This is a genomic window from Clostridioides sp. ES-S-0123-01 (assembly GCF_020658415.1).
Taxonomy (GTDB): Bacteria; Bacillota; Clostridia; order Peptostreptococcales; family Peptostreptococcaceae; genus Clostridioides.
Genome location: NZ_JACVWD010000002.1, coordinates 122,801 through 147,951, shown reverse-complemented (window position 1 = coordinate 147,951; position 25,151 = coordinate 122,801). Strand labels below are relative to the sequence as shown.

Annotated in this window: 18 protein-coding genes, 1 pseudogene and 1 riboswitch; of the genes and pseudogenes, 17 read left to right on the top strand and 2 right to left on the bottom strand. The window is 29.7% G+C overall.

The window, feature by feature from the left end:
* Positions 1-46: 46 nt before the first annotated feature.
* The 3 genes and pseudogenes from garR to IC175_RS04235 form a co-directional block, all read left to right on the top strand.
* Positions 47-955 (top strand): annotated as a pseudogene (garR, locus tag IC175_RS04245) (2-hydroxy-3-oxopropionate reductase); the annotation flags it as partial.
* A 147-nt stretch (positions 956-1,102) separates the two neighbouring features.
* Positions 1,103-2,485, top strand: a complete 1,383-nt coding sequence (locus IC175_RS04240; protein WP_227824312.1) for a GntP family permease — start codon at positions 1,103-1,105, stop codon at positions 2,483-2,485.
* A 58-nt stretch (positions 2,486-2,543) separates the two neighbouring features.
* A complete protein-coding gene (locus IC175_RS04235; RefSeq protein WP_227434422.1) occupies positions 2,544-3,980 on the top strand; it encodes a four-carbon acid sugar kinase family protein in 1,437 nt (478 codons plus the stop codon).
* Between the two features lie 139 nt (positions 3,981-4,119).
* On the opposite strand, the gene IC175_RS04230 is transcribed toward IC175_RS04235, so the two are convergent.
* Both IC175_RS04230 and IC175_RS04225 read right to left on the bottom strand, forming a co-directional pair.
* Complete coding sequence (locus IC175_RS04230) at positions 4,120-4,974, bottom strand: putative ABC transporter permease (protein ID WP_227851164.1); 855 nt, start codon at positions 4,972-4,974, stop codon at positions 4,120-4,122.
* Between the two features lie 285 nt (positions 4,975-5,259).
* On the bottom strand, positions 5,260-5,583 hold the full coding sequence (locus IC175_RS04225; protein ID WP_227434424.1) for a DUF1540 domain-containing protein: 324 nt from the start codon (positions 5,581-5,583) through the stop codon (positions 5,260-5,262).
* 202 nt (positions 5,584-5,785) lie between these two features.
* Between IC175_RS04225 and IC175_RS04220 the strand changes: the two genes are divergently transcribed.
* The 14 genes from IC175_RS04220 (at position 5,786) to IC175_RS04155 (ending at position 24,967) form a co-directional block, all read left to right on the top strand.
* Positions 5,786-6,415, top strand: coding sequence for a hypothetical protein (locus IC175_RS04220; protein WP_227851163.1), 630 nt, complete (start codon positions 5,786-5,788; stop codon positions 6,413-6,415).
* 412 nt (positions 6,416-6,827) lie between these two features.
* Positions 6,828-8,078, top strand: coding sequence for an RNA-guided endonuclease InsQ/TnpB family protein (locus IC175_RS04215; RefSeq protein WP_227824310.1), 1,251 nt, complete (start codon positions 6,828-6,830; stop codon positions 8,076-8,078).
* 129 nt (positions 8,079-8,207) lie between these two features.
* Positions 8,208-8,717, top strand: a complete 510-nt coding sequence (gene ruvC / locus IC175_RS04210; protein ID WP_227434427.1) for a crossover junction endodeoxyribonuclease RuvC — start codon at positions 8,208-8,210, stop codon at positions 8,715-8,717.
* Positions 8,710-9,312 carry a Holliday junction branch migration protein RuvA gene (ruvA, locus tag IC175_RS04205; RefSeq protein WP_227824309.1) on the top strand — a complete coding sequence of 201 codons (603 nt, stop codon included), beginning with the start codon at positions 8,710-8,712 and terminating at the stop codon, positions 9,310-9,312. Before ruvC ends, ruvA begins: the two co-directional genes overlap by 8 nt.
* Positions 9,313-9,384: 72 nt before the next feature.
* Positions 9,385-10,404, top strand: a complete 1,020-nt coding sequence (gene ruvB / locus IC175_RS04200) for a Holliday junction branch migration DNA helicase RuvB (protein ID WP_227434429.1) — start codon at positions 9,385-9,387, stop codon at positions 10,402-10,404.
* 316 nt (positions 10,405-10,720) lie between these two features.
* A complete protein-coding gene (gene queA, locus IC175_RS04195; protein ID WP_227434430.1) occupies positions 10,721-11,746 on the top strand; it encodes a tRNA preQ1(34) S-adenosylmethionine ribosyltransferase-isomerase QueA in 1,026 nt (341 codons plus the stop codon).
* Positions 11,747-11,757: 11 nt separating this feature from the next.
* A complete protein-coding gene (locus IC175_RS04190; RefSeq protein WP_227482100.1) occupies positions 11,758-12,243 on the top strand; it encodes a phosphate-starvation-inducible PsiE family protein in 486 nt (161 codons plus the stop codon).
* 77 nt (positions 12,244-12,320) lie between these two features.
* A complete protein-coding gene (gene tgt / locus IC175_RS04185) occupies positions 12,321-13,442 on the top strand; it encodes a tRNA guanosine(34) transglycosylase Tgt (RefSeq protein ID WP_227434432.1) in 1,122 nt (373 codons plus the stop codon).
* 133 nt (positions 13,443-13,575) lie between these two features.
* Positions 13,576-13,869 (top strand): preprotein translocase subunit YajC, encoded by a 294-nt coding sequence (yajC, locus tag IC175_RS04180; RefSeq protein ID WP_227434433.1) that lies wholly within the window; start codon positions 13,576-13,578, stop codon positions 13,867-13,869.
* A gap of 57 nt (positions 13,870-13,926) precedes the next feature.
* Entirely contained in the window at positions 13,927-14,289 is a 363-nt protein-coding gene (locus tag IC175_RS04175) for a TIGR04086 family membrane protein (protein ID WP_227434434.1), read from the top strand.
* 65 nt (positions 14,290-14,354) lie between these two features.
* On the top strand, positions 14,355-14,498 hold the full coding sequence (scfA, locus tag IC175_RS04170; protein WP_009891067.1) for a six-cysteine ranthipeptide SCIFF: 144 nt from the start codon (positions 14,355-14,357) through the stop codon (positions 14,496-14,498).
* A 312-nt stretch (positions 14,499-14,810) separates the two neighbouring features.
* A complete protein-coding gene (locus IC175_RS04165) occupies positions 14,811-16,700 on the top strand; it encodes a cell wall-binding protein Cwp8 (RefSeq protein WP_227851162.1) in 1,890 nt (629 codons plus the stop codon).
* A gap of 502 nt (positions 16,701-17,202) precedes the next feature.
* The gene (locus IC175_RS04160) at positions 17,203-18,606 is read left to right on the top strand and encodes a cell wall-binding protein Cwp9 (protein ID WP_227851161.1); all 1,404 of its coding nucleotides are present in this window, start codon (positions 17,203-17,205) and stop codon (positions 18,604-18,606) included.
* Positions 18,607-18,810: 204 nt separating this feature from the next.
* A riboswitch (cyclic di-GMP riboswitch) is annotated at positions 18,811-18,896 on the top strand.
* Positions 18,897-19,018: 122 nt separating this feature from the next.
* Positions 19,019-24,967 carry a M60 family metallopeptidase gene (locus tag IC175_RS04155; RefSeq protein WP_227851160.1) on the top strand — a complete coding sequence of 1,983 codons (5,949 nt, stop codon included), beginning with the start codon at positions 19,019-19,021 and terminating at the stop codon, positions 24,965-24,967.
* The last annotated feature ends 184 nt before the right edge of the window (positions 24,968-25,151 follow it).

The following is a 25,151-nucleotide window of genomic DNA, read 5'->3' as shown; positions in this document are numbered from 1 at the left end:
TGTGTAGTATACTTTAAATCATAAAAAACGTTTTCAAAAATATGAAAATATGGAGGGGTATATAATGAAATTAGGATTTATCGGATTAGGAATAATGGGAAAACCAATGGCCAAAAACTTACTAAAAGATGGATGTAATCTTTTAGTATATGACATTAATAAATGTGCTGTAGATGAGCTTGTATCGTATGGTGCAAAATATGCAAGTCTTTCAGAAATAGGTGAAGAGTGTGAGATTGTATTTACAATACTTCCAAATGGAGCTATTGTTCAAGATATATTATTTGGAGCTAATGGTTTAACAAATACTTTAAAAGAGGGAAGTATAATTGTAGATATGAGTTCAGTTACACCTACAGAATCTATGTTATGTGCAGAAAAATTAAAGCAAATGAACTTAGAATTTATAGATTCGCCAGTAAGTGGAGGTGAACCAAAAGCAATTGATGGAACACTTGCTTTTATGGCTGGTGGTAAAGAAGAAGTATATAAAAAAGTAGAGCCATTCTTTAATATAATGGGAAGCTCAGCTATCTTAATTGGAGATAATGGTAGTGGAAGTGTTACAAAACTTACAAATCAAGTAATAGTTAATCTTACAATAGCAGCAGTATCTGAAGCATTTGTACTTGCAGCCAAAGCAGGAGCAGACCCAGATAAAGTGTACAAAGCGATAAGGGGAGGTTTAGCTGGCAGTACAATATTGGATGCAAAAATACCAATGATTATGAATCGTGATTTTAAACCAGGTGGGAAAATATCTATCAATCTAAAAGATATAAAAAATGTAATGCAGACAGCACATAATTTGGATGTGCCACTACCTATGACAAGTCAGCTATTAGAAATTATGCAAACATTAAAAGTACATGGACACTTAGAAGATGACCATGGTGGAATAGCTCAATATTTTGAAAAATTAGCAGGTGTTGAAATAAAAAAACACAATAACTAAGGGCAAAGATATTGATGATATAGTAGATATGTATTATTAAAATTAGATTTAGATTATATTATACAGAGATGATAGAGTTACAATATCATAATAAAAGAAAAAATAAGGTCAAGAGATAATAAAGTAAATTATAAAGGGGAAAAGATTATGATTACAGGATATGGACTTTTGATAGCATTTATTATATCTATAGGAATTTTGCTTGTGTCAATTATCAAGTTTAAAGTAAACCCATTTTTGGCATTACTTATAACATCAATAATTACAGGATTTATGGTTAAAATGCCTATAAATGAAATTTCAACTACAATATCAACTGGATTTGGAAATACATTAGGTAGTATTGGTATTGTAATTGGACTTGGAATAATATTTGGAAATATACTTTCAGAATCAAGAGCAACAGAATCTATTGCAAAGGGATTGTTGGCTAGAACTGGAGAAAAAAATAGTGCGTTAGCTATAACTACAGCAGGATTTTTAATTTCAATTCCAGTGTTTATGGATGCTGCATTTGTTATAATGATGCCTATAGTTAAATATGTTTCGAGAGTAACTAAGAAGTCTCTTATGGTTTTTGTATGTGCATTAGGCGTTGGTACAATAGTAGGTCATGCACTTGTAATACCAACACCAGGGCCTTTAGCTGTTGCAGCAAATGTAAATGCAAATGTAGGTAGTTTTATACTTTATTCTATAATTGTTGCATTTCCAGCAGCTCTTGCAGGAGGATGGATTTATGGAAAACGTTTTGAAAAATATCCAGCTTATGCAATTGACGAAAATAATAGAGAAAAAAATTTAGAACAAGAAAAAGAGAGTATTGAACTTGAAGATGATAACTCTAATAAAGTCCCTGGTTTTGGAGTTTCTATGTTTTCTTTATTATTCCCAATACTTCTTATACTTGTATCAAATGTATTTAGTATGTTTTTAGAAAAAGGTTCTAAAATGAGTGGAATACTTGCTTTTATAGGCGATAAGAATATAGCAATATTACTTGGAATATTGGTAGCAATAGTATTTTTAAAGAAGTACATAAGTAAACCTATGGGAGATGTTGTTATTGAAGCTGCCGATTCAGCAGGATTGATACTATTAATAACAGGTTCAGGGGGAGCATTTGGTAGTGTTATAAATGCTAGTGGAATAGGAAACTTCTTAGTTGACACTATGTCTGGACTTAGTATATCAGTTGTAGTACTTGGATTCTTATTAAGTGCATTACTTAGAATTTCTCAGGGTTCTGCTACTGTAGCACTAGTGACTACCTCATCAATTTTAGGACCGACAATTTTAGCAACTGGGATGTCACCAGTTTTAGTAGGGCTTGCTATATGTGCTGGTGGTGTTGGTTTTTCTCTTCCAAACGATTCTGGATTCTGGGTACTTTCAAGATTTAGTGGATTGTCAGTTAAAGATACTTTAAATTCATGGACAATAGGAGGTACAATAGCTGGTATTACAGCATTTGCAATGGTTTTATTACTTAGTGTTATAAATGGTATTATACCACTTCCAGGCTTATAAAAAATATAAATATTAAACATATGCATACTGTAATAAATTGCATAAAGGGGGATTTTTAGTGAGAGAAGTCAATTCAATTAACATAGATATACTCGATACTTTTAAGAACGTAGATGAAGATAAATTAAATAAATTACTTGTAAATGAACTTAAAAATTTAAATAGAAAAATTATTGTATTAGATGATGACCCAACTGGAGTACAAACAGTTCATGATGTTTCTGTATATACTGATTGGGATAAGAATAGCATAGAACAAGGTTTTGATGAAGAAAATAGTATGTTTTTTATACTTACTAACTCAAGGGGATTTACAGTTTCTCAAACAACAGAAGTGCATAAGAAAATTTCAAAAAATATTGTGGATATTTCTCAAAAAGTTAATAAGGATTTTATTATTATAAGCCGAAGTGATTCAACAATGAGGGGGCATTATCCTCTTGAAACTAATCTGTTGAAAAATGAGGTGGAAAAATTATCAGGGAAAATATTTGATGGTGAAATAATAATGCCATTTTTCAAAGAAGGTGGAAGATTTACGATAGACAATGTACATTATGTAAAAGAAGGAGAAATGCTTGTACCAGCGGGAATGACTGAATTTGCAAAAGATAAATCTTTTGGATATAAATCTTCTGATATAGGAGAATGGTGTGAAGAAAAAACAAATGGAGAATATAAATCTAGTGATATGATATACATTTCATTAGAGGAACTTAGAAGTTTAAATATTGATAGGATAACAGAAAAGCTTAAAATGGCAAAGAATTTCAACAAAATCATTGTAAATGCAATAGATTATGTAGATGTAAAGGTATTTACAATTGCGTTTATACGTGCAGTAAACAGTGGCAAAGAATTTATATTTAGAAGCGCTGCTGCTATAACAAAGATACTTGGAGGTGTAAGTGATAAGGAATTACTTACTAAAGAGGAATTAGTATCAAAAGATAATACTAATGGAGGTATTATACTTGTTGGTTCACATGTAAATAAAACTACTCAACAACTAGAAGAACTTAAAAATTGTAAACATCCTATAGAATTTATAGAGTTTAATCAACATTTAGTTTTGAGAGAAGATGGATTAAAAAATGAAGTAAAAAGAGTTATACAAGTTGTAGAAGAGAAAATAACTAATGGAAAGACTGTTGCTGTGTATACTAGACGTGAGCGTTTTGATTTAGATACGAATGATAAAGATAAACAACTTATGGTTTCTGTAGAAATTTCAGATGCTGTAACTAGTATAGTTGGTATGCTTAATGTAAGACCAAATTTTATTATAGCAAAAGGTGGAATTACATCTAGTGATGTTGGAACTAAGGCGCTAAAAGTAAAAAAGGCTACTGTAATGGGTCAAATAAAACCTGGTATACCAGTATGGATGACAGGAGAAGAAAGTAAATTTCCTAATATGCCATATATAATTTTCCCTGGCAATGTTGGAGAAGTTAGTACACTTAGAGAAGCTGTTGAAGTATTAATGGGCTAGAAGATTTGATTTAAAAATAAGGATAAGTCAATAGTAAGTTTTAGAATATATTAAATAAGGTTTAGAATATTATCAATAATATTCTAAACCTTATTTGTATTTATAAATATTTATATTATAATATGGCATATAATTTAGATTATTTATTTTTTTTGATTGATTTAATATCTTCTTTGATTTTATTTAAAATATCTTTATGCTTATTAGAGCTTATATTAGGGAACGCCTTAATAATACGTCTATGAAGTAATTTGTGGCTAGATAGTAGAGTATTAAGCTTGTTTTTAAGTTCTTCAATTCTATTTTTAGCATAACGATAATTTTCTCTTTCTTTTAATATTTCAAATCTATCCTCTAAAGTCTCAAGTCTATTTTCAACCAAAGTCTCAAGTTTATTCTCAATAGTTTCTTGTGTAATAATTTTGTAGTATTCCTTTTTATCTTTTAATTCCTTAATTATAAGATTGATTTGTTTTAATTTACCATTTAATTGTAAAATTGTGTGTATTGTAATTATTAAATCTAAAACAAAATAAATTTCTATGGATATACCAAGAATAAATAGTATATTTTTAGGAATATAATCTATGAAATCAACTACAATAGGATGTATTATCAGCATTACAATTAATGACAACACACCAAACATAAGTGAATTTTCTAGGCACACTCTTCCGTGAATATTGAACTTGTGATTGGAATAATCCCACCACTTCATATTAAATATTTTTTCTAATACAAAACTTGTAAAATACTCCATTATACTGGTGATAATTATACTAAACACAAATAATAAGGGAATATTATGAACAAAAGGAGTTAATGTAGCTACTATTGCTAGTGCTCCAAATCCATATATAGGACAAAATGGCCCATTTAAAAAACCTCTATTTACAAATTGTTTTTGTAAAACAGAACAATATGTAGTCTCACAACACCACCCTATAAAACTATAAATTACAAAATAAAGAAATTGGATATAAAATGTACTCATAAGCACCTCATTTCTAGTTAATATAACATTATATAATACTATATATCTGGTATTTTCTTTCACAATTAACTATATTACTTTAAATTTAATTTACATATTGATTATACCAATTTATAGAAATTTATCAAATTTAATTGCAATTATAATATTATATGCAAAACTATAATAATGAGATTTTATTTAAAATAAATAAGGGTGTCAAGTATAATCAAATCAATATCTGTAGATACTCTACAGTATATTGTTTTGATTACCTTTGACACCCTTATATTATTTATATTTTGTTTATTTACATTTAAAACTAGAACAACATGTTTCAGTGTAAAGATTTACTCTATCAGTTTCAGGAGCTACTACTATATTATCAAGATTACATAAGCTACCATCTTTATTATACTTACAAGTCTTGACACTACAAACTAATTCTTCACAATTTCTATTGTTAACATTATTAGATAGATTACTATAAATAGATTCATCTAAAAACGAACTACAGCAAGTATGTCTATCATTATGGGCTTGTTCACCATTTATAAAAATTTTATCTGCATAACATATATGGCTGTTATTATGTGAGCAGTTAGTTACATTACAATTGATTCTTTCCAAAGTTATTACCTCCTAAACTATTATTTATTATAAATTATGTCCATATAATTGCAAGAATATAACCTTTAAGAGAAAACTTCCTTTTAGAAGATATCTATTTTTAGATTAATTTGAAATACAGATATATTTTCTTCTAAAATTTACCTAAATTGTATAAAAACTTACAGCTTGGAGAAAATAATAGAAAAAGGAGGCGTAATCAATGTTTGAAAAGAAGAAAAAAGAATTATTTCCTTGGAAAATATCTGCATTAGTACTAGTAGGAGTATTTGTATTAAGTAGTGGAGTTTATATAGGAACAAAGTTAAAAAATAATGGAGTTCAAACTGGTAAAGTTGTAAGTGCTAGTGCGAATATGAATGAAGAATCAAAAGAAGCTTTTGGATTAAATAAAAACTGCGAAGTTTGGCTTCAAAGCGAAGGTGAGAATGAAACTAACTATAAGAGAGTACTTACAATGGCTGGAGTAGTTCCAGAGTCATTATTAGATAAGACAAAATCAGAAATAGTATCATATTTTAAGCAAGAATATCCAACTAAAACAATAAAGAGTATGGATAAAAATGAAATCATATTAGTAGAATCTAAAAACAGTGATAATAAAGATGTACAAGCAATGAACACTACTATAAAAGGTAAATATACAATTGAAAATGATAATGGAAATATAGCATTGTATAAATATGATGATATTGGAAATAAAACATTAGTAGAAAAAACTAAAATAAGAGTAGATTCACTTCCTAAGACTGTTCAAGATGAACTTAAAAAAGGTGTAGTTATGGATACAGAGGAAGAGGCCTATTCAAGATTAGAAGATTTTGCAAGTTAATATTTCAAATTGATATTAAGATTCAAAACATATTTAATGCCTATTAAAATACAATAATTTATTTGTACTAAATATAAAAGTTATATTGGAGTGAGAAGTTCGCTTTGATATAACTTTTTTATTTGATTTTATTAAATCTCTAAGAATACTCGTGACTTTAGTCATGAGATGAATTAGGGAAATAGTAAGCGTATAGAGAAGTTTGTACATAGAGATAGTAAACAATCTATCCAATATACCACTTGAATTGCTGGAAACCTCTAAAGCTTATGTGAACGACAGCCTCTAATACGACTAATGTAGAATTTAGCTACAGGTTAAATTTTCTCTACTGTCATTGTTTTTTACCAAAACATTGGCTTTACAGTAAAGATATGTTATAATCATCTTAGAAAGCGAAGTGATATATATCATGTATTTAACTGTAAAACAGCAGGTAAAACATCTTTCAAAGGAAGATTATAAGAATATTAAAGAGCTTTCTCGTATAGCTAAAAATTTAGCTAATGAAGCAATCTATAATATTAGGCAATATTACTTCCAAGAAGGCGAATATCTAAATTATGAAAAGAATTATGTTCTTCTGAAAGATAGTCCTAATTACAAAAATTTAAATTCCAATATGGCTCAACAAATTTTGAAGGAAGTAGATGGTTCATTTAAGTCTTTTTTTGGACTACTTAAATTAGTGAAAAAAGGTAAATATTCTTTCAAAGATATAAAATTACCACATTATCTTCCAAAAGATGGATTTACTACACTTGTCATTGGTTTTGTTCGATTAAATAATAATCAATTAATAATTCCATATTCACGTCAATTTGGAAAAGAACATAAAAAAGTTATAATAACGATTCCGCCAATTCTTAAAGATAAGAAAATTAAGGAAATTCGTATTATACCAAAAGCAAAAGCTAGGTTCTTTGAAATTCAATACACTTACGAAGTGAAAGAAGAACAAAGAAAATTAAATAAAAACAAAGTACTAGCCATTGATTTTGGAATTAATAATTTAGCAACTTGTATTACTTCTACTGGTGAAAGTTTTATTGTTGATGGAAAGCGTTTAAAATCAATAAATCAATGGTATAATAAACAAAATGCACGACTTCAAAGTATTAAAGATTTACAGGGTTATGTAAAACGAAATACCAATCAACAAAAATCGAATACTCGCAATCGAAACAATAAAGTAAATGATTATATGGCTAAAACAGCTCGTATTATTATTAATTATTGTTTAAAAAATGATATTGGTATTTTAGTTTGTGGGTATAATGAAACTTTTCAATACAGAAGTAATATCGGGAAAGTTAATAATCAAACATTTGTACATATTCCTTTTGGTAAATTACGTGATAAATTAGAATATCTATGTAAACTATATGGAATTACTTTTTTAAAACAAGAAGAAAGTTATACTTCCAAAGCTAGCTTTTTTGATAAAGATATTATACCAGCTTATAATGACGATAATCCAAAGGAGTATGAGTTCTCTGGAAAAAGAATTAAAAGAGGATTGTATCAAACTAAAAAAGGAATGATTTTAAATGCTGATGTTAATGGTGCATTAAATATTTTGAGAAAAAGTAATGTTGTGTCCTTAGATGGACTATACAGTAGGGGCGAACTGGACACGCCTGTACGTATCAAAGTAGCTTAGGTTATTTTGAACGTAATCGAACTCTGCGATTTTAGTCGTGGGAGGTTCAGGGTATAATAATTTAGAACATAAGTTTTTATGAGAAATACATTTTGGTATTTCTTTTATTTTTAGGAGGAATTTTTTAAAATGATGATATTGGGGATTGACCCAGGTATAGCCATAGTTGGATATGGTATAATTGAATATAAAAATAGTAAATTTAAAGTAATAGATTATGGAGCAGTGACAACACCTGCGCATATGAATATCTCTAAGAGGTTAGAACTTGTATATAAAGGAATTGATACAATAGTAAAGAATTACAATATAGATGAAGTTGGAATGGAGGAACTATTCTTTAACAAGAATGTAAAGACTGCTATAACAGTAGCACAGGCTAGAGGGGTTACTATGCTTGCTTGTGCACATAATGGTAAACCAATATATGAATACACTCCGCTTCAAGTAAAACAAGGTGTAGTTGGATATGGTAGAGCAGACAAAGCACAAGTTCAACAGATGGTAACCTCATTTTTAAGTTTAAAAAAAGTTCCAAAGCCAGATGATGTTGCAGATGCTCTAGCTGTGGCTATTTGCCATGCTCATTCAAATAAACTTGAAAAAACTTTAAAGAATATAGGTGGGAAGTATGTATAGTTATATAAAAGGTACAGTAGAAGAAATTTATATAGACAGTATAGTTGTTGAAAACAATGATATAGGATATAAGATAAATGTGTCATCCAATACAATAATGAATTTGCAAATAGGGAATACTGCAAAAATATATACTAAACTAATAGTAAGAGAAGATGATATGAGTCTTTGCGGTTTTGCAAGCAGGGAAGAATTAAAGATGTTTGAATTGCTTACATCTGTATCAAAAATAGGACCTAAGGTGGGGCTTTCAATACTATCATTTGCATCACCAGCGCAACTAGGAGCTTATATTTTAAGCGAAGATGTTGGGAAACTATCTAAAGCTCCAGGCGTTGGTAAAAAGACAGCAGAGAGAATCGTTTTAGAACTTAAAGATAAAGTAGATAAAAATAATATAGACTTTGAACCAACATTATTATCACAAAAACCTACTTTCATATCTCAAGATGAATCTATAGATGCACTTGTAGCTTTGGGGTATACCTTAGCAGAATCAAAAGAGGCAGTTCAAAAATGTAAAAAAGATGGTATGAATACAGAAGACATTATAAAAAAAGCACTTACATATATAATGAGTAAATCTATGAAGTAGCATTTAATTTGTGAATGTAAAATAATATTTAAAATAAAGTAGATTTGCAAAATTACGGAAGGAGGGGTATAAATGCAAGATTTTGAAGATGAAAATAGGATAATAACTTCTACTATGAAGGTGGAAGATATAGATATAGAAAATAGTTTAAGACCAAAAACACTAGAAGATTATTTGGGTCAAGAAAAATCCAAAGAGCAACTTAGTATATTTATAGAGGCAGCAAAATCAAGAAATGAGCAGTTAGACCATGTACTTTTATATGGACCACCAGGGCTTGGAAAAACTACACTAGCAAGTATAATAGCTAATGAGATGGGAGTAAATTTGAGGATTACATCAGGACCTGCAATAGAAAGAGCCGGAGACTTAGCAGCTATACTTACAAATTTGAATGAAAATGATGTTTTATTTATAGATGAGATACATAGAATCAATAGGAGTGTTGAAGAAGTATTGTATCCAGCAATGGAAGATTTTTGTTTAGATATAATAATAGGAAAAGGACCATCTGCGAGAAGTATAAGGCTTGACCTTCCTAAGTTTACACTTATTGGAGCTACTACAAGAGCTGGTATGCTTACAAATCCACTTAGAGATAGATTTGGTGTTATTTGTAAATTAGATTATTATACAGTTGATGAACTTTCAAAAATAGTGCTTAGGTCATCAAATATTTTAGATGCAGAAATACAATCTCAAGGAGCTTTAGAGCTTGCAAAACGCTCAAGAGGAACTCCAAGAATAGCAAATAGATTGCTAAAAAGAGTTAGAGATTTTGCACAGGTTAGGGCTGATGGAAGGATAACTGATGAAGTTGCGAAGGATGCTCTTGAACTTTTAGGAGTTGATAATTTAGGTCTTGATTTTGTGGATGAAAAGCTTCTTATAACTATAATAGAAAAATTTAGGGGTGGTCCTGTAGGTCTTGATACGTTAGCAGCTTCAATTGGTGAAGATAGAAATACAATAGAAGATGTGTATGAGCCGTATTTACTTCAACTAGGGTTTATAAATAGAGGGCCTAGAGGTAGAGTAGCCATGCCATTAGCCTATGAACATCTAAAAATACCTTATCCTAGCGATAGATAAGAATAGAAGAAAGAGGTATCAATTAAAAAAATAATCATTAAATTAAAATATTTCTAAAATGGGCAAAAATTCAAACATATCCACAAAATGGTAATTATATCTGTAGATACTGTGGATAAATACAAGGAAAAATGTGTGTACTGTATCTATATATTGTGGATAAGACGTGTATAACGTGGAAAAATATCTATATATTGTGGATATGCTGTATGTTAAAAATAGGGATTTATTGATAGATTATGGTAATATTGTAGAAAATAAGTTGTTTTTTTGATATTATTGTAGCTAGAGAAATTTTAAGAGAGGAAGTTTGACATTGAAAACAAGTGATTTTAAATTTGATTTACCACAGGAACTTATAGCTCAAGTTCCTATAGAAGATAGAGCTAGTTCAAGATTGATGGTATTAGATAAAGAAACAGGAGAAATTGAGCATAAAGTATTTAGAGATATAATAGAATATTTAAATCCAGGAGATTGTTTAGTTTTAAATAATACTAGAGTTATACCTGCTAGATTAATAGGGGAAAAACTTGAGACTGGTGGAAAAATTGAATTTTTATTATTAAAAAGAACAGAGGAAGATACTTGGCAAGCTTTAGTAAAGCCAGGTAAAAGAGCAAAAGTGGGAACTAAGTTTTCTTTTGGAAATGGGAAATTAATTGGAGAAGTTGTAGATTTATCAGATGAAGGTTCAAGAATTATAAAGTTTCATTATGATGGAATTTTCGAAGAGATTTTAGATGAGCTTGGAAATATGCCACTTCCTCCATATATAACTGCTAGATTAGAGGAAAAAGAAAGATACCAAACTGTTTACTCAAAACATAATGGCTCAGCAGCGGCACCTACAGCAGGTCTACACTTTACAGAAGAATTATTAAATGAAATAAAAGAAAAAGGTGTAGATATAGCATTTATAACTTTACACGTTGGTTTAGGTACTTTTAGGCCAGTAAAAGTAGATGATGTTTTAAATCATAAGATGCATTCAGAATATTATATGGTTAGTCAAGAGGCAGCTGACAAAATAAATAGAGCAAAAAAAGATGGGAACAATGTAGTATGTGTTGGAACTACTAGTTGTAGGACTATAGAATCAGCTTGTGATGAAAATGGCAAGATGAAAGAAACTAGTGGATGGACAGATATATTTATATATCCAAGTTATAAATTTAAGGTTTTGGATAGACTTATAACTAATTTTCATTTACCAGAGTCTACCTTAATCATGTTAGTAAGTGCTATCTGTGGAAAAGAAAATGTTTTAAATGCATATAATGAGGCAGTAAAAGAAAGATATAGATTCTTCAGTTTTGGAGATGCTATGATTATAAAGTAGGGAGGGAATAGATGCATAGCTTACAAAAACAAAAAAAGAATAACCCTATATTAAAGATTGCTTTTATCTTTGAACGTGTATTAGCAGTAGTAGTTTTAATAGCAGTATTTTTAGGTACAATAGATGTATTAAGACTTATGTGGGGAGCATATATAGTTGATTTTCAAAACCCAGTACAATACAGTCAGCTTAATGATTTCTTAGCACAAATATTACTTTTGGTGATAGGTGTTGAGCTTGTAGTAATGCTATCACTTCATATACCAGGAGCATTTATTGAGGCACTACTATATGCTATAGCTAGAAAAATGTTATTGCTTCCTAAAAATGAAGGAATGATAGATGTTTTAATTGGAGTTATAGCTATTGCAGGACTATTTGCTATAAAAAAGTTTTTAGTAACAAAAGACAAGAGTGCTCTTAATATAACGAGTATTCATGATGAAGAAGCAATCAAAGAACAACAAAGTAAAGAAGATAAAGATAAATCTATTTAGAAAATATATTAGATATTTAGATTAGTGAAAATATATGTTATGAATAACTAGAAATAAAAATTATTAAGGAGATATTTATGTACGCAGTAAGATACGAACTGATAAAAACTTGTAAACAAAGTGGTGCAAGGCTTGGAAGATTACACACGCCACATGGGATTATAGAAACACCAATATTTATGCCTGTTGGGACTCAAGCAACAGTAAAGTCTATGACACCAGAAGAATTAAAAGAGATTGGCTCACAAATAATACTTAGTAACACTTATCATCTATATATGAGACCAGGACATGAACTTATAAAAAAAGCTGGTGGACTTCATGAGTTTATGAACTGGGATAAGCCAATACTTACAGATAGTGGAGGATTTCAAGTATTTAGCTTAGGGCCTTTGAGAAAGATAAAAGAAGAAGGTGTAGAATTTAGGTCACACCTAGACGGTTCAAAACATTTTTTAACTCCAGAAAAAGCTATGGAAATACAAAATGCGTTAGGTTCAGACATAATGATGGCATTTGATGAGTGTGCGCCATACCCAGCAGATAGAGAGTATGTAAAGAATTCATTAGAAAGAACAACAAGATGGTTAAAAAGATGTAAAGATGCCCATAATAATACAGACAAGCAAGCTTTATTTGGTATAATACAAGGTGGAATGTATAAAGATTTAAGAGAGCAATCAGCGAAAGAAATAACAAGCATTGATTTACCTGGATATGCGATTGGTGGACTTAGTGTTGGAGAACCAAAGCCACTTATGTACGATGTACTAGAACACACAACTCCATTTATGCCAAAGGACAAACCAAGATACTTAATGGGAGTTGGTAGTCCAGATGATTTAGTGGAAGGTGTTATAAGAGGAGTAGATATGTTTGACTGTGTTTTACCTACTCGTATAGCTAGAAATGGAACTGCAATGACTAGTCAAGGTAAAGTAGTAGTTAGAAATGCAACTTATGCTGAAGACTTTACTCCACTTGACCCTGAATGTGATTGTTATGCTTGTAAAAATTATTCAAGAGCCTATATAAGACATCTTGTAAAAGCAAATGAAATACTGGGTGCAAGATTGATAACTACTCATAATCTTCACTTTTTACTAAATTTAATGAAACAAATAAGACAAGCAATAATGGAAGATAGATTACTTGATTTTAGAAATGAATTTTTTGCAAAATATGGATATGAAATATAGGTTTTGCACTATTAATTATAATCATTTTAATATATAATATTCAATAGTACTCAAAGCTAAAGAAAGTAAATTGTTGTATAAACATTTATTACGATTTGCAAAAGAGTATAATTTACAAAGGAGTGAAAAATTAATGCCACAGCAACAAATAATGATGAGTATAGGTCTATGGGTAGTAGTAATTGCAATCTTTTATTTCCTAATGATTAGACCTCAAAAGAAAAAAGACAAACAATTGAAAGAAATGAGAAGTAGCCTAGGTGTAGGAGACAAAGTCATTACAATAGGTGGAATAGTAGCTAATGTAGCTAAAGTTGAAGATGATGTTGTAATATTAGAATTAGGACCAAACAGAACTAAAGTTCCATTTGAAAAATGGGCTATAGGGACAGTTCAATCTAGAAAAGAAGAAATAGAAGAACAGTAAAATAGTAATTTAAAAGCCTTTTCTCGAATATATATTAATTTGAGAGGAGGTTTTTTTATGGGAAAATCTAATTATATTTTTAAAGGTTTGGGATATGCATATATAATAACTTTGGCTGTTTTATTAGTGTATAACTTATTTTTGACATTTACAGATATCGGTGGAGATAATATAACTATGGTTGCATCATTTATAACTACTATTTCTGCAGCTATAGGCGGTTTTTACACTTCAAAACACATGCAAGAAAAGGGACTTATGTATGGACTTTTAGTTGGACTTTTGTACATAGTGTGTATTTTTTTGACTGTGTTTTTAGCACAAGAGAGCTTCATATTTGAAGTAGGAATGATTTATAAGTTATTGCTTATATCAGCAGCAGGAGGTATTGGAGGAGTATTAGGTGTCAATTTTAAATAGAGTTTATATTAAAGTGGTTTTGTGATATAATCAATAGGAAACAATTAGAAATGGAGGCGTTGAAAATGGAAAATAAACATGTAAAAACTTTATCTCAAGCTACTTTAAAGCAAAGTGCTGCAAAAGGTGGATGTGGAGAGTGTCAAACTTCTTGTCAATCAGCTTGTAAAACTTCTTGTACAGTTGCAAATCAAGAGTGTGAAAGATAGAAAATTATTGATTTAGTTGTTTGTAAGAGGGTATCTCAAAATGGTTCTTTTATCATTAATGAGGTATCCTTTTTTATTTTTTGTCTCCATATAAAATGTTTAATATGTTTATAAAAAATAAGGTTTGACTTGTTAGTGTTTAATTTTTTATATATTCAAAATCTAACTTTTTATTCTTATATTTCTAATATATGCATTAGTAAATTATGTAAACTTATAAAATGTATTGATAAATAATATTATATATAATATTATCTATATGTGGGAAATACGAATATAAAAAATTAAATACAATATTCGGAGGACATAAATATGTTAAGTAACAAAAAGAGAAGTATGGCAATAGTAATGGCAGGAGCTACAGTTATGAGTGCAGCAGCACCAATATTCGCAGACAACACTGTGTCAGAAAATGTTGATAAAAATTACACAGTAAGTGCAAAAGATTCTACTAAACTAATCGAAGAGGTTAGAAAAGCATTAGAGATTAAGTTTGAAGAGACAAAAGCAGGAGCGAATGTAAATGATAGAGTTTATGATATAAAAGTAGATAATGTAAACTTAACTAATGCAACTCAATTACAAAACAAGATAAACTCATTAGTAGAAGGACAAAGTTTAAAAGTTACTATACAAGATAAAGGCCATCAAACTATAGGTGGAAAAGTAGTTGACTATAAAATTGAAAACTACAAAACAGCTCAAGAAATAGTAGATGCAGTTAATGCTTTCAATGCAACTTTAGCAGAAGATTCTGATAGCAAGTTAACAGCAACTATAAAGTCTACTAGTACAGTTGAAGTAAAAAGAGCAAAAGATTCAAAAAATACAATTACAGTAAATGTAGGAGACCAACATTTAGACTTTGCAAAACCAGTAACATCAGAAGAAGGTACTTTTGAAGGCTATGAAAAGCGTTACAGCGATATAGAATCAAAAGAATTACATACAATAACAGTTAAAAATGCAGATTTACAAGACATATCAGCAGAAGATTTATTTGATGGAGTTAGATTAACTACATTAGGTAGAGAAATAGTTAATAAAGTTAAAAATGGATATACTTTAACATTTGAGAATGAAGCAATACTTACTCAAGAGCAAGAAGATAGTGATGATAAAGATAAGCCAGAAAAGTCAAGCTTTGATATGGTTTTAAGTAAGACAAATGAAAAGCCAGAAACAATAAGTGTATCAAGTAAAAACCATAAATTAGTTAGAGATTTACACAAAGTACTAACTGATGTAAAAGACGGAAAAGAATTAAAAGTAGAAGTTTTATCTGGAGATTCAAGATTTACAACAGCAGTAGAAGTTAGTAAGGAAAGATTCAAAGATGGAGAAGCAGATTCAATAATTTTAGTTGGAGAAGATGCTATAGTTGATGGATTAGCATCAGCACCACTTGCATCTCAAAAAAATGCACCAATACTATTATCTAAAAAAGATTCATTACCATCAGAAATAGAAGCTGAGATATTAAGAGTACTTGGAAGTAACTTATCTTCTAAGAAAATATATATAGTAGGTGGAGAATCTAAAATATCAAAAGAAACTGAAGAAAAACTTTCTAAATTGGGTGTAAGTAAAGTTGAGAGAGTTTCTGGAGATGATAGATTTGAAACTTCTTTAGAAATAGCAAAACAATTAAAAGATACATTTAAAACTGCATTTGTAGTAGGTGGAAATGGAGAAGCAGATGCTATGAGTATATCTGCCAGAGCTGCTCAATTTGGAGCTCCAATAATAGTTACAGGTAACGAGTTAGATGCAAGTGCTGAAAAATTATTAAAAGGAAAAGAATTAGAAATCGTTGGTGGAGAGAATTCTGTATCAAAAGAAGTTGAAGATAAATTAGTTGAAATAGATTTAAACAACAAAGTTGAAAGACTAGCTGGAGAAAACAGAAAAGATACTAATGCTAAAGTAATCAACAAGTACTATGCAGGAGCAACTAAAGCATATGTTGCAAAAGACGGTTATGTAGGTGGAAATGGACAATTAGTTGATGCACTTACAGCAGCACCACTTGCAGCTAGTTCAAAAGCACCAATAGTATTAACTACAGAAGAACTTTCTAAGTCACAGGAAGAAGTAGTTGAGTTAAGACTTAAAAATGCAACTAAGTTAGTACAAATAGGTGAAGGAATAGCTAAAAATGCTATTGAGAAAATAGCAGAAAAAATAAACTTATTTAAATAAGAACTAATAGTATATAAAAATTGATACTATAAGTTTGTTTAGATAATATAGAATGTCTATAATGTACATTTATACAAGATGCTTAGATAATATATGATGTCTACAATATAAAATATATACAAATAATGAAATGAAAAGAATAACAGTAAAGAATAAAAATAAGGTATCTCATTTATATTTAATTTGAGATACCTTATTTTTTTATTTTTTGATTATAATACTGCAAAATTCATATTATAAAAAAATTATTATAAATGATATTGTTTATAATGATTAAACATCTTATTAACATATATTATTTTGAATTTATTACTTAATTAAATAAAATGAGTTATAATGTTTTGAATTTACGGAGAATAAAGACTTTAATTATAGTATTTGAGTTATATGGATAACTATGGTATTATATATAAAATATGGTAACAAAACTGTAACTTTTTATTGAGAATGGATAAAATTATTGATAAAAAATACGAAAAATATATTGGGGGTAAATAATAATATGAAGAAGAGTAAAAAGATATTAGCTATAGGACTTACACTATCTTTAGTAATGGTAAATACTCCTATAGTAAATGCGTTGACATCTGTCGAACAAATAAAAGGTAATGACAGGTATGAAACAGCGGCAAAAATAGCAGATAAACAAAGCTATAATACAGCAATACTAATTAATTCAGATAATAGCTTGGCAGATGGTCTTAGTGCAAGTGGTTTAGCTGGAGCTTTAAATGCGCCTATTTTAATGACAAAACAAAATCAAATTCCAAGTACTACTATGGAAAGACTGAACAAAGCAAATACTGTGTATATAATAGGTTCAGAATCGACAATAAGTAAAAATATTGAAAATCAATTGCTTTCTAAAAAGAAGGTTGTACAAAGAATATTTGGTGAGAATAGATTTGATACGAGCGTAAAAATAGCTGAGAAAATCAAAGAAATCAAGCCTATTGATAAGGTAATTATAGCTAATGGAATTACAGGAGAAGCAGATGCGATAAGTGCATCACCAGTAGCTGCAAGAGATGGAGTACCTATAATACTTACAGATGGAAATAGTGTAGGGTTTGATACTACAGGATTAAAGAGTTATGTACTTGGTACTAGTGAAATAATAAGTGATGAATTGGTCAAAAGTACAAATTCTGTTAGGTTAGGTGGAACAGATAGATTTGACACCAATAAGAGAGTTATACAAGAGTTTTATAAAAACAGTAAAGAGTTTTACTTAAGCAAGGGTCTACAATTAACAGATGCATTAGTTGCTTCTACAATAGCAAAAAATGCTCCTGTAGTATTAGTAGAAAATGGTAGCAATAAGAGTATTTTAAGTGGAGCAGATAAACTTACAGTACTTGGAGGAATAAATCAGAATGTAATCAAACAGTGTATAAATCAAGCTTCTCCAAATCAACAAGGACTATATTATAATCCAAATGATAGAGCATTTAAGGACAGAATAAAGGGAAAAGTATATGCTCATATAAGACAATATAGAAAAGAAAACGGAGTAAAAGAGTTATCTGTAGCAAGTAGATTAGAGGGATTAGCAAATGATTGGTCTAACTTAATGGCAAATAAGAAGACTTTATCTCACACAATAAATGGCAAAAATTCATACTCTACTTTTCTAAAGTACTTAGATTGGAGTGAGATTAAGCCTGGATATGTTGCAGTTCAAGGTGAAAATATAATTAAATATAAAATTCCAGATAAACCTGTTTATACAAATAGAGATGCAGATGATATAGGAAATTTTATTTTCAATGAGTGGAAGACAAATCCTGAAGAAGGTACCAATATGCTACATAAAGGATATGAAATAATGGGATTTGGAATAGCCATGACAGGAGATAAGACTATATACGCAACACATGAGTTTTATGGAAGATATAAAGAATAAATATTTGTTATAATTTAGGTATCTTACGGAATGTAACTACACACAAAATGATAGCTGTGAGAAAATAATATATAAATAATAAAATTATAATGGAAAATAACATTTATATTAATACAATAGTATAAATGTTATTTTTTTTAAATTTAGTGAAAAAAATTGTATCAAAAAGTTTAAATATAGTATAAAATGGGTAAGAAAGTAGTGAAAATTAAATGGCAAAATTAGGGAAACCTAATGACGCAAAACTATAGGGGTTAAAGCTTTTAAAGCCATATCAGCCAGTTGCTAAAAAGAGTAAAGTCTTTTTATTTTATAATTAAGATTCTCTTTGAGTGTCTTTTTTTATTGTCTGAAACTATAGTATTTAAATTCATGAGAAATTAGAAATTTATTGAGGGAGGATTGTTGTTTCATGAAAAAAGCAATATCTTGTGTACTAGCAGTATCAATGTGTAGTGCACCACTAAACGTTTTTGCAGAACCTATCTTAGAGGGGAAGTTAAGGGCAGTTGAAAAATCAGTTACAGAGAAGTTAAAGGGGAATCTTGAAGTAGATTTAAATTTTTCGCTTCCAATAAAAAATAATGAATCAGAAAGTATGACTAATATACAATTGGAATTAAAAGATGATAGTAATAATAGTGGAATAATAAATCTGGGAGAAAAAGATTCAGGAACATTAAATATTGGGGCAGATAATATAGAATATACTATAAAAAAACTATCTGCAAGTAGAAGTGAAATAAAAAATAAAGATGAAAATATATCATATTATAATATTGTATTTAATAATTTACCTGTTGGAAAATACAATGTAGAAGTCTCTGGAGGAGGATTCAAGAGTAAGGAAATTAAGGACATTGATATATCAAGTTATTCACAAAGAGTTTTGTTAAGTAATAGAGCAAGTGTTGATGATAAAAATAAACCTCTAAACTATGAACTATTCTTGATGGGCGATGTGAATAATGATGGTAAAGTTGATAAGAAGGATTATGAGGATGTATTGAAAAATATAAACTCAAATAAAAGTGAATATGATTTAAATAGAGATGGAAAGGTAGATATTGCTGACTTAGACTATGTTCAGAAAAATTTAGGGCAAAGTGAAGATGAAAAAAGCCTAGAGAGTATAGTATCTACCAATCCTATAGTAGATACAAGTAAAGTAACATTAGAAAAAAACAGTGATACAAATATTCAAGGTACTGTAGAGGATTTATTCAGTGGAGAGAATAGTGGAGTTAAAATATCTCCAGCAAATGCAGACGATAAGATATCAGAAGAAAAACCAGCAGTAATGGATATAGCTTTATTAGAAGCACTTGATATGGAAGTCATAAATATAAAAGCACCTGAAGGGAATGCTCCAGCAAAAGGAATAGTTGAAGTTACAGATAAAGATGGTAATGTTCAACAGGTTCCTTATGAAAATAAAGAATATGTAGAAACTTTAAAAGAAGAGCAGAAGCAAGAGGAAGTAAATAATGAGCAAGAAGAAACAAATAATAAAGATGAAAATATAGAGCAGTCTGATAATAATTTAGACAATAATCAAGAAGAAAAAAATGATAAAGAAGATTCAAATACAACTGATAAAGAAAACAACGATAAAGAAAACAACGATAAAGAAAATTCATCAACAGATAAGTCTGATTCAGACAAAGATACATCAAAACAAGAAGACAATATCAGCAAAGATGATAATTCTACAACATCTACATATGGTAGGTCAGCAGTAGAAACATATGCAGAAGTTCAAAATAGTGATATAGTAATAAATCTTGGTAAACAAGTAGCAGTAAAAAAGATAACAATAAAAATAACAGCTACAACAGCAAATGATAGAAATCTTGCAGAAATATCTAAAGTTGAATTTTTAAATAATGTTTATAAAGAAATACCAAAACCAGATATGAATATACCTAAAATCAATAAAATATCGACTAGTACTGCTGTTGGAAACGAAAAAGTATCTTTTTATTGGAATAATGAAGTAAATGTATCTGCATATGAACTTATATTAGATACGATTGACAGTAAAGGAAAAGTACTATCGACTAAAAAATTACAAACTAGTAAAAACACTATAGATGTCAGGGATATACAAGCATATGGATTATATAGAGTGAGCATACAGTCTTTAAATGGAGATTGGGCTAGTGGATATAAAGAGGCAACAGCAGAAAACTTAGATGGAGTTCCAGAAAATGTAGACTCAAACTATAAGCCTATACAATTTAGTCCAGACAGTATAATAGAATTTCAAGTTGTTCCAGATACAAAACCAGAACCACCAGAAGGTATAAATGTCAAAGGTAGATTTAAGGGTCTTGATGTAAGCTGGAAAAATCATAAACAAGCTAAAGACTTTGATTTATATTATAGAGAAAAAAGTTCTAATGGCTCTTGGATAAAATATAATGACAAACTTATTCGTGGAACAAGTTTAAAAATAGAGGGGCTTAAGGATAATACAACATATGAAGTTAGAATGACAGCTACGAACCATTTAGGTACGAGTGGAATGTCTAAAACATATATAGGAACAACTGAGAGTGTTGATGCTCCAACAACACCTAACTATAGACTAATTAATACTCCTAAGTTAGATGCAGGTTTTGGGATACCAACAAATCATATAGTAGATGTTACTTATCCAGCTGGATATGACAAAAGTGAATATAGTGACAAAAATCCATTTAATAAATTTAATGTAGTAGATGGAGATTTTACAACACATTGGACATTCCCACGTTATAATGCGGCTGAGGGAACGAATAGAGGCCCAATAATAACTTTTGATAAAGCTTATACTATGGATACTTTTATGGCTACACCTCGTTTTGATATTTCTGATAAGACAATCAATGACTTTGAAATAAAATACTGGGATGAAAATGGTCAAGTACATAATTTAGGGGATGTACCTTTTGAAACAAAGACAGACCCTGTAAATAATAATAAATATGTAATGGTAAGATTAAAGGAACCAATAAATGCTACTAAGATACAAGTAAGTGTTTGTTCATCTTATTCATATGATAAAGCTAATATATCAGAACTTAAATTCTATGAATATGACAGTATAGAAAAAGATGTAAGAAATCTATTTGTAGATGACTTACAAGTTGAATTAAAAGAAGATGTAACTCAAGAAAAAATAACAGAATTAAAAGATAGAATTAGTACTCCTGATAAAGTGAGTGGGGAATATCATCCATACAAGACAATTATTGATAGAGAATTAAAATTAGCTCAAGACTTATATAATGATAGAGCCGTACTTGCTGATGTAACAACTGTAAATCAAGATATAAATGTATCAGGAAAGTATAAAGATAAGAGTGGAAAATATACTGTTAAGTCGAATAATTTAGGTATGGGAAATGACTGGCAAGCATTGGGTGTAGCTGCTAGAGCTGGAGATGAAATCACAGTATATGTTGGAAGTAAAAGTGGTAGAACTCCTAAGTTAATATATACACAATACTATGGAGAGTCGGGTGCATATAAGAGTGGAGAAATAAATCTTAACACTGGTAAAAATGTAATTCAGTTAAGTAAGCTTCATAGTCTAGATGTAGAATGTGGAGGAAGCTTGTATATAAGATACCCTTATGATGCTCCAAGTGGTGGAGATATAAAAGTACGTGTAGCAGGAGCTACTAAGATACCACATCTTAACTTAAATGGAATGATAAATGATAAGAGCCCTGAAGGAGTTTCTGCATCTAAGAAAAAGATAAGAGCCTATATAGAAGAATTAGCTAAATATAAGAATGATATAAAGGGAGAGCCATATTATCCAGGAACGAATATTGGCAATTCATATGGATATTCAGAAACAACGGGTGTATTAAACACTACAGATATTGAAAGTGATAAAGTTACGTTAAATGTTCCTGCAACAGCTGTATACCAAGGAATATCAAGTGGAAATTCTGATTTAAATACACAAGTAGATAGATTATACAATAGTATGCTTGCATGGGAACAAATAATGGACTTAATATACTCAGAAAGAGGAGTATTTAAGACACAAGATTTAGATGGCAATGGAACTATAGATGATAATGAATTTGACATAACTAAAAATGATATGGCTCCTAAATCTCGTATGAATATAAAATATCAAAGAATGTTTATTGGAGCATTTATGTATGCTTCTGGTTTACATGTAGGAGTAGAATACGGTTCAGTTCCAGGACTTATGAATGGAGTACCTTTCCAAATAGATGCTACTGGAAAAGCTACAGGAGGAAGTTTGTTTGGATGGGGAATAGGTCATGAGATAGGACATGTTACAGACATTGGGAAGATGACATATAGCGAAACTAGTAACAATGTACTTGCTTTACTTGCTCAAACATTTGATGATAAGACACATTCAAGACTTGAAGGTTCAACAATGGACAAGATATATGAACATGTAACTTCAAACAGTGTAGGTATACCAAGTAATGTATTTGAGAGACTTGGAATGTTGTGGCAACTACATTTAGCTTATGATAATGATTTTACTGGTTCAATGCTAAAGAATAACTCAGACGCTGATTTAAGCAATGACACATTCTATGCTAAGATTTCAAGAAAATATAGAGCACTTTCAAGTGATGACCCAATAAATAATTTACCAAAAGACCAAATGTTAGTAGCAATGGCATCAAGTGTTGTTGAAAAAGATTTAAGAGATTACTTTAAAGCATGGGGAGTAGAAATTACACCAGAGTTAAACAGTATAATGGATGGTAAAAAGTACGAAAAAGAGTCTAGAAAGATACAATATATAAATGATGAAGCTAGAAGAAAGATTTTAAATGAAAATATATCTAGTATGGCAGAAGATACTAAAGTAAGTGCTGGTTTTGCTGATGGAGTACAAAGTGGTTCTCTAGTTAAATCTAATAAAATATCAATAGACCTAGATGTCGATAAAGACAAAGACAAGATATTGGGGTACGAGATAATAAGAAGTGATGGAAACTACTTAGATGGTGAAAATGGAACTCAAGTAAAATACAGAACAGTAGGATTTGTAGATGCAAAAGGAAATAGTCAAGCTAAATTTACTGATAATATATCTCCTCTTAATAATAGAGCATTTACATATAAAGTAGTTGCATACGATTATCATCTAAATCCAACAGATGAGTTTGAAATTGGTACTGTAAAATTATCGGATGAAGGAAAAATAAACAAATCAGCATGGTCATTTATAACAAACACTGTTTCTGATGGTGATGTTAGAACTGAAAATGACTCACATGGACCATTACAAAATCCAGAGATTGATAACATCAAGGATAATGATGCAAGTACTACATATAAAGGAAAGAGAATAAGTAAAGCTGAGTGGAACAAAGACCCTCAAAAAGACCCAGATATAAATGTAGAAGAAAATCCATATATAATAGTAGATATGAAGGAAACATTACCTATAGTAGGGCTAAAATATACAAAGCCAAAAACTGAAGCTAGAAAGTTCTCATTAAAAGGATTATTCAACCTTAGAAAGGATACTAGTACAACATACAATCCTTTAACTAATTACAAAATACAAGTAAGTAATGATAAAAAGAATTGGGAAGATGTTAGCCAAGGAACTTTTGAATACGGACAAGACTTAGTTGGTGGAGGAAAAGACCAAGATAATGAAGCTAGAGTTACATTTAATAAAGATGGTAAGCTTTGGACATACCAAGCTAGATATGTAAAACTAATATCAAACAATAAGTCTAATATAGAGGTTGCAGAGCTTGATGTAATAGGACCTCCAGGTGACAATATAGAGATTGGAACAGTAAATAGTGTAGACCAAACTCGCACTAACGGAATTGGAAAATTAACAGAAGACTATGTATATCAAAAGGATGATACTAATACGAGTGAAGATGAAACAGCTAAGATTCCAGCAGGTTCAATAGTAATTACAGGTGAATACAGTGGAAATCCAGCATTTAATTTACCATTACTTATAGATAAAAATAATAAAACTATCTCTGGGGAAGCACTTTTATTTGCAGAGGTACCAGAAAAAGGTGAATTAGGTGAAATAAGCAAAGGTACATGGGTTTACTATATGGCAAAAGAAAGCTTTGATTCTTTAAGTGATAAAGTTAAGGCAGAATTATATAGATATAATGACCTTCAAGGAGATACTCCAATAGGTCAAAGATTTGTAAGTGATACAATGTATGTTCCTGTGGAAGCTAAAACTTATGATGAGTTAAAGACGATAAGTCTTACTGATAGTAATAGTAAAGCGAGAAAAGCTACAAAGAATACTATTGATGTTAGCAATAAGAAGGTTATATCTATAAATAATAAAGTAAAAGGTAATATTGTCAGAGATAAATAAGTAATAGAAATCTAAAAAAAACTAAACATGCTAGTGCCAATAGTGGATATTTAGTAGGATTAGGTACTAGAAAAGTTTTAAAAGAGTAAGATGTTAAAAGTAAAGTATATATAATGTAACTATAAGTTTAGGGTAATTTATAAATTAAATATAAAAGCCAGATAGATAAAGGATTTTATCCATC

Coding starts and splice junctions, on each gene's coding strand:
- IC175_RS04155 (WP_227851160.1), top strand. CDS start 19,019: ATGAAAAAAGCAATATCTTGTGTACTAGCAGTATCAATGTGTAGTGCA.
- IC175_RS04190 (WP_227482100.1), top strand. CDS start 11,758: ATGCATAGCTTACAAAAACAAAAAAAGAATAACCCTATATTAAAGATT.
- ruvB (WP_227434429.1), top strand. CDS start 9,385: ATGCAAGATTTTGAAGATGAAAATAGGATAATAACTTCTACTATGAAG.
- IC175_RS04215 (WP_227824310.1), top strand. CDS start 6,828: ATGTATTTAACTGTAAAACAGCAGGTAAAACATCTTTCAAAGGAAGAT.
- IC175_RS04165 (WP_227851162.1), top strand. CDS start 14,811: ATGTTAAGTAACAAAAAGAGAAGTATGGCAATAGTAATGGCAGGAGCT.
- IC175_RS04175 (WP_227434434.1), top strand. CDS start 13,927: ATGGGAAAATCTAATTATATTTTTAAAGGTTTGGGATATGCATATATA.
- IC175_RS04230 (WP_227851164.1), bottom strand. CDS start 4,974: ATGAGTACATTTTATATCCAATTTCTTTATTTTGTAATTTATAGTTTT.
- IC175_RS04220 (WP_227851163.1), top strand. CDS start 5,786: ATGTTTGAAAAGAAGAAAAAAGAATTATTTCCTTGGAAAATATCTGCA.
- ruvC (WP_227434427.1), top strand. CDS start 8,208: ATGATGATATTGGGGATTGACCCAGGTATAGCCATAGTTGGATATGGT.
- ruvA (WP_227824309.1), top strand. CDS start 8,710: ATGTATAGTTATATAAAAGGTACAGTAGAAGAAATTTATATAGACAGT.
- IC175_RS04240 (WP_227824312.1), top strand. CDS start 1,103: ATGATTACAGGATATGGACTTTTGATAGCATTTATTATATCTATAGGA.
- yajC (WP_227434433.1), top strand. CDS start 13,576: ATGCCACAGCAACAAATAATGATGAGTATAGGTCTATGGGTAGTAGTA.
- scfA (WP_009891067.1), top strand. CDS start 14,355: ATGGAAAATAAACATGTAAAAACTTTATCTCAAGCTACTTTAAAGCAA.
- tgt (WP_227434432.1), top strand. CDS start 12,321: ATGTACGCAGTAAGATACGAACTGATAAAAACTTGTAAACAAAGTGGT.
- IC175_RS04160 (WP_227851161.1), top strand. CDS start 17,203: ATGAAGAAGAGTAAAAAGATATTAGCTATAGGACTTACACTATCTTTA.